This window comes from Polaromonas sp. (assembly GCF_013817205.1).
GTDB lineage: Bacteria > Pseudomonadota > Gammaproteobacteria > Burkholderiales > Burkholderiaceae_C > Polaromonas.
In genome coordinates this window covers 1-9,687 of sequence record NZ_JACDDD010000113.1, presented here as the reverse complement: position 1 = coordinate 9,687, position 9,687 = coordinate 1, and the positions used below count along the sequence as shown (strand labels likewise).

8 protein-coding genes and 1 pseudogene are annotated in these 9,687 nt (G+C 62.7%); 7 read left to right on the top strand and 2 right to left on the bottom strand.

Features of this window, described 5'->3' with window-relative positions:
* Nucleotides 1-67: 67 nt before the first annotated feature.
* A complete protein-coding gene (locus tag H0W47_RS17640; RefSeq protein WP_296926762.1) occupies nt 68-886 on the top strand; it encodes a metal-dependent hydrolase in 819 nt (272 codons plus the stop codon).
* A 4-nt stretch (nt 887-890) separates the two neighbouring features.
* Here H0W47_RS17640 and H0W47_RS17635 read toward each other — a convergent pair whose 3' ends face one another.
* Entirely contained in the window at nt 891-2,486 is a 1,596-nt protein-coding gene (locus tag H0W47_RS17635; RefSeq protein ID WP_296926760.1) for a phospholipase D family protein, read from the bottom strand.
* A gap of 56 nt (nt 2,487-2,542) precedes the next feature.
* On the opposite strand from H0W47_RS17635, the pseudogene H0W47_RS17630 reads away from it, so the two are divergent.
* The 6 genes and pseudogenes from H0W47_RS17630 to H0W47_RS17605 all read left to right on the top strand — a co-directional run.
* Nucleotides 2,543-2,975: pseudogene (locus tag H0W47_RS17630) on the top strand (redoxin domain-containing protein); the annotation flags it as partial.
* A 147-nt stretch (nt 2,976-3,122) separates the two neighbouring features.
* Nucleotides 3,123-4,556, top strand: coding sequence for an aldehyde dehydrogenase family protein (locus H0W47_RS17625; RefSeq protein ID WP_296926758.1), 1,434 nt, complete (start codon nt 3,123-3,125; stop codon nt 4,554-4,556).
* 91 nt (nt 4,557-4,647) lie between these two features.
* Nucleotides 4,648-5,421, top strand: a complete 774-nt coding sequence (locus H0W47_RS17620) for an SDR family oxidoreductase (RefSeq protein ID WP_296926756.1) — start codon at nt 4,648-4,650, stop codon at nt 5,419-5,421.
* Between the two features lie 192 nt (nt 5,422-5,613).
* Nucleotides 5,614-6,744: a GTP 3',8-cyclase MoaA gene (gene moaA / locus H0W47_RS17615; protein WP_296926754.1), complete on the top strand. Its 1,131-nt coding sequence runs from the start codon at nt 5,614-5,616 to the stop codon at nt 6,742-6,744.
* Between the two features lie 3 nt (nt 6,745-6,747).
* Nucleotides 6,748-7,380, top strand: coding sequence for a molybdenum cofactor guanylyltransferase MobA (gene mobA / locus H0W47_RS17610; RefSeq protein WP_296926752.1), 633 nt, complete (start codon nt 6,748-6,750; stop codon nt 7,378-7,380).
* Nucleotides 7,377-8,876, top strand: coding sequence for a molybdopterin molybdotransferase MoeA (locus H0W47_RS17605; protein ID WP_296926750.1), 1,500 nt, complete (start codon nt 7,377-7,379; stop codon nt 8,874-8,876). The genes mobA and H0W47_RS17605 overlap by 4 nt, the downstream gene beginning before the upstream one ends.
* A gap of 44 nt (nt 8,877-8,920) precedes the next feature.
* On the opposite strand, the gene H0W47_RS17600 is transcribed toward H0W47_RS17605, so the two are convergent.
* A complete protein-coding gene (locus H0W47_RS17600; RefSeq protein ID WP_296926764.1) occupies nt 8,921-9,088 on the bottom strand; it encodes a helix-turn-helix transcriptional regulator in 168 nt (55 codons plus the stop codon).
* Nucleotides 9,089-9,687: the final 599 nt, after the last annotated feature.

The following is a 9,687-nucleotide window of genomic DNA, read 5'->3' as shown; positions in this document are numbered from 1 at the left end:
CCACAACACCCTCCTATAGTCACCCGATTGGTACCAACGCGTACCAGCATCCCCACCGGACAAAGCCATGAGTGAACTTGTTGTGCGCCGCCTGCTGATCGATCTTGAAACGCCGCTACCCCGCCATTGGTGCGCTGGCGACGCCTTTCGCACGGCGTTTTTCAACGCACTGTCCATGAGCTTCCCGGTTGGCGAGCAGTTCTTTATTGACGCGGTGCGTAACGGCTACCGGGCCCTGCCCGCGCCGCTGCAGAGCGAGTACAAGGCCGAGGTCCAGGGTTTTGTCGGCCAGGAGGCGACCCACCGCCGCATCCACAGCCTGTTCAACGGCCACCTGGACAAGCAGGGCCTGGTCAACGACTGGGCGCCGCGCGCAGAGCGCAACATGCAACTGCTGGCCGGCACCAACCCGCTGCACGCGCTCGCCATCACCGCCGCCAACGAACATTTCACCGCCATTTTTGCCGAGTGGCTGCTGCGCAACCCGGATCTGCTGGCGCCCTGCGAGCCGCGCCTGCAAACCATGTGGCTATGGCACAGCGCCGAGGAGTCCGAGCACAAGAACACTGCATTCGATGTTTACACCGCGTTGGGCGGCAACCAAGTCTGGCGCCTCAAGTGGTTCCGCCGTATCACCATCATCTTCCTGAGCGACACGCTGCGACAGACTCTGAACAACCTGAGCCACGACGGCACGCTGTGGAAGTGGTCCACCTGGACCAGTGCCGCCAGCTTCCTGTTTGGCAAGCGCGGGCTGGTGCGTCAGACCTTCAAGCCCTGGCGCGCCTACCTGCGCGCGGATTTTCACCCCGACCAGCAGGCCACCGCACTATCGGCAAGCTGGCTGGCAACCAACAATGACCAGTACGTGCAGGTCGGGGCTTAGCCAGTCAAAGCAGGCTTTCGGGTACAAAGGTCCCCAGTAGCCGGTTGTAAACGCGCTGAAACCAGCTCGACTCGGGCTCTGTTGAAAGCACCACTTCCTTGTCGTCGTCCACGGTCAGCCATTCGATGGTGCGGGCCGTGCCGACCAGCCGGAGCCGGTAGGCGTTTTCCAGCCTGCTGATGTTGATGATGCGCAGCATCTCACGCGCGAGCTGAGGGCTATCCACCATGATGCCGAGTTCGGTGTTTTTGGTGGCCGAGCGTGGATCCAGATTGACTGAGCCGATGAACATCATTCGCTTGTCGATGACTGCAGTTTTGGCATGCAGCCGACCGAGCGAGCTGCCAAACAGTCCGGGCCGCTTGTTACGTATGGTGCGGGCAGGGCTTAACTCATACAGGTCAACACCGGCTTGCAGTAGTCGCAGGCGGTAACGCACATAACCCGTATGAACGAGCGGCTCGTCCGTCGCAGCGAGCGAGTTGGTCAGCAAGGTAAGCGCCACGCCACGCTGGCGCAGCTCCTCGAAAGCAGCCATGCCTTTCTCACCTGGCACCAGGTAGGGCGAGGTCATCAGCACCTCACTCTCGGCAGCGAGAAGCTGGCCCCAGACCCGCATGGTGACGCTGGTGGCCAGTGCCTCTGCTTCGGTCATGGACCGCAGCTTGTGCGGCGGGTCGGCGACTGCCATGGCGCGCCCCCACAGAAAACCCACCCGGCCAGCAGAGAGTTCCTCGCCGATGGGACCGTAGCCGAGCACGTCCGTCGGGGGCAGATCCAGGCGGGTTGGCGGGCCCGCCATGTCCACCGCGTCGTCAAAATCGCTGGCGATAAGGGCGCGGGCGTCAGGGGATTGCACGATCGAGGCAACCGGGTACACCTCTTCGCTGTTCCAGTAGGCGTCAAAAATGGCGGTCAGCTCGCTCATGACCTGACCAACGACCAGCGCATCCATGTCAATAAAATTCTGCGCGGCTTTCAGAGCGAAGTACTCATCCGCGATGTTGCGACCGCCGGCCACGGCCATCACGCCGTCGGCGATGAACAGCTTGTTGTGCATGCGGTGATTGAGCCGCGGAAAATCAAATGCTGACGCGACAAAACGTCCCGCGAGCTGATCGCGCGCGCAGCAAAATGGATTGAACAGCCGCACTTCGATATTCGGCGTCGCTCCCAGCGCCAGCAACAAGCGTTCGGTACGGGCGGTGTGGAGATCATCAACCAGCAGCCGCACGCGCACACCGCGCTGGGCTGCTTCCTTGAGCGTGCGAAGCAGCAATCGGCCAGCTCCGTCGTTTTCAATCACGTAATACTGAACATCCAGTGTGGACTTTGCACGCCTGGCCAGCTCCAGTCGCGTGTCGAGTGAATACACCCCAAGCGGCATCAGGCGAAACCCGGAATGCTCCCCCGGAGGCGTAGAAGCTGTGACGATTTTCGCCAGGTCTCCCGACGGATCCACCTTGAAAGCGTAAGTGGCGGGCATCTCCTTGACCCCAGGCAGGCTACCGCAGGCCGAGATGAGGGCGGTGGCACCCAACAGCAGCGCGCGACACAGCAGGCGCGAAAAACTACGTTGCAATAAGATGGTGGACATCATTTTGGGCGATCTCCATGAAGCTGCTGGCAAGAAAAATACTGTTGACAGGTGTCATCATGCTCGCTTCTGCGCCATTTATTCCGGCGCAGGCTGCACTTGACATTGGCGATGCCGCCCCGAAGTTCAGCGCGCCGGCCGCTCTTGCCGGGAAAACCTTCACCTTCTCGCTGGCCACGGCGCCGACCAAGGGGCCGTGGTGGTTTATTTTTCCCGGCGGCATTCTCGGCAGGATGCTCCATAGAAGCACACGCCTTTGCTGAAGCCATCGAACAGTTCACCGCGCTGGGCGCCAGCGTCATTGGTGTTTCCACTGACGACATCGACACCCTTTCCAAGTTTTCGAGCCAGGCCTGCCAAGGAAAGTTCCCCGTCGCCTCGGACGAAACCAAGACCATCAGCAAGTCGTTTGATGCCTTGATGCAAACCCGGCCCGACTATGCCAACCGCATTTCCTACGTGATCGCGTCCAACGGTTCGGTGGCCTACTATTAACAGAGCCTCAACCCCTTCAAACATGTCGAGAAAATGCTGGCGGCGATCAAAGAGTTGCCGCAAAGCCGCGACAGAAAATAGCTGACGGGCTACCCTGCCGGGTCCGGGCACCCTCTGCCTCAGCTTCTGCGCCAAAATGGCATCATGCAACTCAATTTCATCGCCAATGCCCCGGTACGCTCGGCTTCCGGCAAGACCCTCCCCGTCATCGACCCCTCAGATGGACAAGTGTTCGACGAGATCCAGCGCAGCAATGCACAGGACATCGCCGACGCGGTCCAGGCCGCCCGCGACTGCTTTGACAATGTCTGGCAGAAGGTCAGCGCGGCAGAACGCGGGCGCCTGCTGATGGCCCTGTCGCGCAAGATCGCAGAACACGCCGATGAGCTGGCCGCCATCGAGCAGCGCGATTGCGGCAAACCGACCAAACAGGCCAAAGCCGACGCCGCCGCGCTGGTGCGTTACTTTGAGTTTTACGCCGGCGCCTGCGACAAGCTGCACGGCGAAACCCTGCCCTACCTGGACGGTTACAGCGTGATGACCTGGCGCGAGCCACACGGCGTGACCGGCCACATCATCCCGTGGAACTACCCGATGCAGATTTTCGGCCGCAGCGTTGGCGGCGCATTGGCGGCGGGCAATGTCTGCGTGGTCAAGCCGGCCGAAGACGCCTGCCTTTCACTGATCCGCGTGGCGCAACTGGCGGCCGAGGTGGGTTTTCCGGCAGGCGCGATTAACATCGTCACCGGTTACGGCCACGAGGTCGGTGACGCTCTCGCCCGCCACCCGGGCATCCAGCACATCAGCGTTACCGGCAGCCCGACCGTAGGCACATTGATCCAGCAGGTAGCTGCTGAGCGCCATTGCCCCGTCACGTTGGAACTGGGCGGCAAAAGCCCGCAGATCGTTTTTGCCGACGCCGATCTTGATCAGGCCATCCCGGCGCTGGTTAATGCCATCGTGCAGAACGCCGGCCAGACCTGCTCGGCCGGTTCGCGCCTGCTGGTGGACGAGCTGATTTACGAGCCTCTGCTGGAGCGTCTCGGCCAGGCCTTCGAAAAGCTGCGCGTCGGCCCGGCCACCATGGACCTGGACGTCGGCCCGCTGATCCGCCAGAGCCAGCAGCAGCGTGTCTGGGATTTTTTGAGCGACGCGCAGGTCGCGGGCATCCCCATGGTGGCGCAGGGCCAGGTCGTCGATGAAGCGCCCGACACCGGTTTTTACCAGGCTCCCACCCTGCTGCGCGACGTGCCGGTGAACCACCGCTTGGCGCAGGAAGAAGTGTTCGGCCCGGTGTTGTGTGCCATGAACTTCGAAGATGAAGACCACGCGGTAGCACTCGCCAACGCCACGCAGTTCGGCCTGGTCGCCGGCATCTGGACCCGTGACGGCGGCCGCCAGTTCCGCATGGCCAAGCGCGTGCAAAGCGGTCAGGTTTTCATCAACAACTACGGCGCCGGCGGCGGTGTCGAGTTGCCCTTCGGCGGCGTCAAGTCATCGGGTTACGGGCGTGAAAAAGGCTTCGAGGCGCTGTACGGCTTCACCACGCTGAAGACGGTGGCGATCAAACACGGCTGAGCCAGTCCGGTAAATTGAAGCCAAAACGGCTCTTGGCCCTTGTCCAATGGGCGCAGGCAGCTACACATTCGATAGCATTCAAGGAGACACCATGCGCGTGAACAACAAATCCATCATCGTCACCGGCGCCGGCGGCGGCATCGGCGAAGGCATCGCCAAACGGCTGGCGGCTGAGGGTGCCCAGGTCATCGTCAACGACATCAACAGCCCGCTGGGCGAAAAAGTCGTGGCCGACATCGTGGCTGCCGGCGGCAAGGCCTCCTTCTTCAAGGCCGACGTCACCAAAACCGCCGACATGAAGGCGCTGGTTGGTGCCGCCGTGCAGCGCCACGGCAAGCTCGACGTGATGGTCAACAACGCCGGCTGGACGCATTTGAACCAGCCCGCGCTGGAGACCACCGAAGAAGAATTCGACCGCTGCTACGCCATCAACGTCAAAAGCATCTTCCTGTCCACCATTCACGCGGTGCCGGTGTTTCGCGCGGCTGGCGGTGGCAGCTTCATCAACATCGCCTCGACAGCCGGCGTGCGACCGCGGCCAGGATTGAGCTGGTACAACGGCTCCAAGGGCGCGGTGATCACCACCTCCAAGTCGCTGGCGGCCGAACTCGGGCCCGACAACATTCGCGTGAACTGCATCAACCCGGTGTTCAACCCGGATACCGCGCTGTCTACCCAGTTCGCTGGCGGCACGGTCGCCGGCCCGGAAGGCGAAGCGCGCCGCGCCAAGTTCCTGTCCAGCATTCCGCTGGGACGCTTCTCGACGGCGCTGGACGTGGCCAACGCGGCGCTTTACCTGGCGAGTGACGAAGCGGCCTTCATCAGCGGTGTGTGTATCGAGGTCGACGGCGGAAGATGCGTGTAGCCCCCACGGTCGCTCGCTTCGCGTAGCTCTCTGCCCCCGAGGGGGCGCTGCGCCCCGGACTGGCAGAGCCAGATCCGCGGCCCTTGCTGGTAAAGACAAAGCCCGGAATAGCGCCCGGCGCCTGGGGGCAAGGCCCTGGCTTTCCCGGGGAGCCGCGCCAATGGAGTAAATTCTCCCTTGGACCTTCGCACCATGGACAAAAAAATCATCCCCCTTGCAGACATGCGTTACGCCGCACGCGTGCCGCATGTGCCTGCGCATCTGCAGGCGCCCACCGGCCTGCTGGCCGATACGCTTGCGCGGCCCCTGCACGATTTGCGCATCAGCGTGACGGACCGTTGCAACTTCCGCTGCAGCTACTGCATGCCCAGCGAGGTCTTCAACAAGGACTACGCGTTTTTGCCGCAGACCTCGCTGCTGAGCTTTGAAGAGATCACGCGCCTCACAAAAATTTTCGTGGCGCATGGCGTCGAGAAAATCCGTCTCACCGGCGGCGAGCCGCTGCTGCGCAAACACATCGAAGTCCTGATCGGGATGCTGGCAAAAATCCAGACGCCGGGCGGGCAGCCACTGGACATCACCCTGACCACCAATGCCTCGCTCTTGGCAAAAAAAGCCCAGTCCCTCAAAGATGCGGGTCTGCAGCGCGTGACCGTGAGCCTGGACGGACTGGACGACGCGGTGTTCCGCCGCATGAATGATGTGGATTTCCCGGTCGCCGACGTGCTGCGTGGCATCGAGGTGGCGGAAAAAGTCGGGCTGGCGCCCATCAAGGTCAACATGGTGGTCAAGCGCGGCACGAATGACGCGGAGATCCTGCCCATGGCCCGCCACTTTCGCCACTCGGGCGTGGTGCTGCGTTTCATTGAATACATGGACGTAGGCGCCACCAACGGCTGGCGCATGGACGAGGTGCTGCCTTCGGCCCAGGTCATCGAACGCCTGCAGGCCGAATTCCCGATGGAAGCCCTCAGCGCCAACTACCTCGGTGAAACTGCGGAGCGCTGGCGCTATCTGGACGGCGCCGGTGAAGTGGGCGTGATCAGCAGCGTCACCCATGCGTTTTGCGGCGACTGCAACCGCGCGCGGCTTTCAACCGAAGGCAAACTTTTCCTGTGCCTGTTTGCCAGCCAGGGGCACGATTTGCGTGCCCTGCTGCGCGGCGGCAACTATTCGGACGAGCAGATCTCTGCTGCTGTGGGCCACATCTGGCAGCGCCGCGATGACCGGTATTCGGAACTGCGGGCGGCGCTGCCCGCGGATCAGAGCCTGCCCGGCAACGATGCCGCGCGGCGCGTCGAGATGAGTTACATAGGCGGCTAGACAATGATTGACACGATAGACGGCGCAGAAGTCACCGGCGTGATCCTCGCGGGGGGACGCGGCTCGCGCATGGGGGGGGCCGACAAGGGCCTGCAGAATTTCAACGGTGTGCCGCTGTCGCTGCACACCCTGCTGCGCCTGTCGCCACAGGTTGGCGAGGTGATGATCAATGCCAACCGCAACCTAGCGGCTTACGAATCGTTTGGCGTGCCGGTCTGGTCTGATGCGGGTGGCATGGGCGACTTTTCCGGGCCGCTGGCCGGCTTCCTGACCGGGCTGGAGCGCTGCGAAACGCCCTACATGATGACGGTGCCCTGTGACAGCCCGCTGTTCAGCGAAGACATGGTGCCGCGTCTGGCTGAAGCGCTGGCGCGCGAAAATGCCGACTTCGCAGTAGTGGCTGCGCCCGAAGAAGACGGGCAATTGCGGGCCCAGCCGGTGTTCTGCCTCATGCGCACCGGCATGCTGGAAAGCCTGGCGGTGTTCACCGCCGGCGGCGGCCGCAAGATCGACGCCTGGACCGCGCAGCACAAAACCGTGCTGGTGCCGTTCAACCTGCCGGGCGATGACCCACGCGCCTTCTTCAATGCCAACACCCTGGCCGAGTTGCACCAACTCGAAGCCCTGCGCCCGTGAAATCCATAGACCAGATCGCGGCTGAACTGCAGGGCTACGATCCGCAGGCCCTGCCGGCCACCGAGGTGGCGCGTTTTCTCTCGCTGCTGGTCATGCCTGTGACCGACCGGGTGGAACTGCCGCTGTTTGACGCCCTGGGGCGAGTGCTGGCCGAGGACGTGATCTCGCCGTTCGACGTGCCGCCGCACGACAACTCGGCCATGGACGGTTATGCCTTTGACGGCGCTGCGCTGGCTGCGGGCAACGCAATACAGCTGCAGGTCGTCGGCACGGCCTTGGCAGGCAAGGCCTGGCAAGGCACGGTCGCCAGCGGCCAGTGTGTGAAGATCATGACGGGTGCCATCATGCCTGCGGGTCTGGACACCGTGGTACCGCAGGAGTTGGTGGCGGTCCATGGCGACAGCATCACGCTACCGCCCAAACTGCTCAAGCCCGGCGACAACCGCCGGCTGCGTGGCGAAGACCTGACGCAGGGCCGCGCCGCGCTATCAAAAGGTGAGCTACTCACGCCCGCCCGTCTTGGGCTGGCGGCCTCTTTAGGCATGAAAACCGTAAGCACGCTGCGGCCGCTGCGGGTGGCCTACTTTTCCACAGGCGACGAAATCCTGTCTCTGGGCGAGCCGCCGCGGGAGGGTGCGGTCTACGACAGCAACCGCTACACCGTCTTCGGCATGCTCAGGCGGCTGGGCTGCGAGGTGATCGACATGGGCGTGGTGCGCGACGATCCGGCGTTGCTGGAAGCGGCCTTCACGAGCGCCGCTGCCCAGGCCGACGCCATCATCACCTCCGGCGGCGTCAGCGTCGGCGAGGCCGACCACACCAAAGCGATGATGAAAAAACTCGGTGACGTCGCCTTCTGGCGTGTCGCCATGCGGCCCGGCCGCCCCATGGCCGTGGGCCGGATTCCTCAAGCCAAATCAGCCTCCAGCCCCCGTCAAACGGGCGCAAGCAGCTCCCAAAAACATAGCAATTCGAATGGTGGTAGCCGTTTCGCCGCCGGGCCGCCCCAAGGCGAAACAGCCCCCTCGGGGGGCAGCGAACCACACGAAGTGGGGAGCGTGGGGGCCAGTCCCGCCGCCGGGCCGCCCCAAGGCGAAACAGCCCCCTCGGGGGGCAGCGAACCACATGAAGTGGGGAGCGTGGGGGCGGTTCTCTTCGGGCTACCCGGCAACCCGGTCGCGGTCATGGTGACCTTTCTAGCCTTTGTTCGCCCGGCGCTGCTGCAGATGATGGGCTGCACGGCCACAGCGCCGCCGCTGTTGCGCGCACGCAGCCTGGAAGCGATCCGCAAGAAACCGGGCCGCACCGAATACCAGCGCGGCACCGTCAGCACTGCAGCCGACGGCTCGCTGCAGGTCAGGACAACTGGCAACCAGGGCTCGGGCGTGCTCAGCTCCATGGCCCAAGCCAACGGCCTGATCGTGTTGCACCACGGGCAGGGTCATGTGGCGGCTGGCGATGATCTCGATGTGATGATGTTCGACGGGGTGATATAGCCGTATGTGTATGTCACTGCGGTCAGGTTGGAAGAGGACGAAACTTATCCGAGAAATGCAAACGGGGCCGTATTCAACATCGCCGCCAGCTCAATTGCGCTGTTCACCTCCAGCTTGCGATACAAGGTCTTCATCTGAGTTCGAATGGTCTCAATCGAGACACTGTGGTTAAGCGCGATTCTTTTGGGAACCAGGCCCGATGCCAAAGCCATGGCGACCTTCGCTTCTGCAGGGCTTAAGCCGTAAGCAGCGGCAACCATAAAAGGGTCTAGTTGGCGCCTGTAAGCGGGATCATGGACCAGAACCATTGCAAGCGGCTTGCGCCCGAACGCGCCCATTGTCGCTTCAGGCCGCAACGCCAAAAGACACAGGACGAGCGCTGAATTTGGTTCGCCACGGACGCCCTGCACCCGGACAAACGCGCGATCTCGCTGCACGGTGTCAACTGCGGGAGCATCGTTATCAAGTCCGAGCTCGTAGAGCGCATCCCGCAACTCTGAATTCGCTTGCGCGTTTGCGCATGTCAACTTTCCTTCAACTTGTTGCAGCAAACCGCCGTGAGCGCCTTTGTCTAAAAGCTCCTGCGCCTCATCGTTTGCAACTCCTATTTGGCAGGACGAATCGACAAGAAATATGGGCGAGCCCATACGGCTAAGCGTTTGCTCGCCGATGGCCGCTGTGGTGAGTGAATCGCCCCGGGAATTGAGGAGGCTCCAACCTTTGAGAAGATGGAGCCATGAAGAAATCAAACAAGTTTTCCCCCGAAGTACGCGAACGCGCGGTCCGTATGGTGCAGGAGCACCGAGGCGAG

Bases quoted from the DNA above. Each gene is read 5' to 3' on its own strand.
- H0W47_RS17640 (WP_296926762.1), top strand. From the start codon at position 68: ATGAGTGAACTTGTTGTGCGCCGCCTGCTGATCGATCTTGAAACGCCG.
- H0W47_RS17625 (WP_296926758.1), top strand. From the start codon at position 3,123: ATGCAACTCAATTTCATCGCCAATGCCCCGGTACGCTCGGCTTCCGGC.
- H0W47_RS17600 (WP_296926764.1), bottom strand. From the start codon at position 9,088: ATGGCTTTGGCATCGGGCCTGGTTCCCAAAAGAATCGCGCTTAACCAC.
- moaA (WP_296926754.1), top strand. From the start codon at position 5,614: ATGGACAAAAAAATCATCCCCCTTGCAGACATGCGTTACGCCGCACGC.
- H0W47_RS17620 (WP_296926756.1), top strand. From the start codon at position 4,648: ATGCGCGTGAACAACAAATCCATCATCGTCACCGGCGCCGGCGGCGGC.
- mobA (WP_296926752.1), top strand. From the start codon at position 6,748: ATGATTGACACGATAGACGGCGCAGAAGTCACCGGCGTGATCCTCGCG.
- H0W47_RS17635 (WP_296926760.1), bottom strand. From the start codon at position 2,486: ATGATGTCCACCATCTTATTGCAACGTAGTTTTTCGCGCCTGCTGTGT.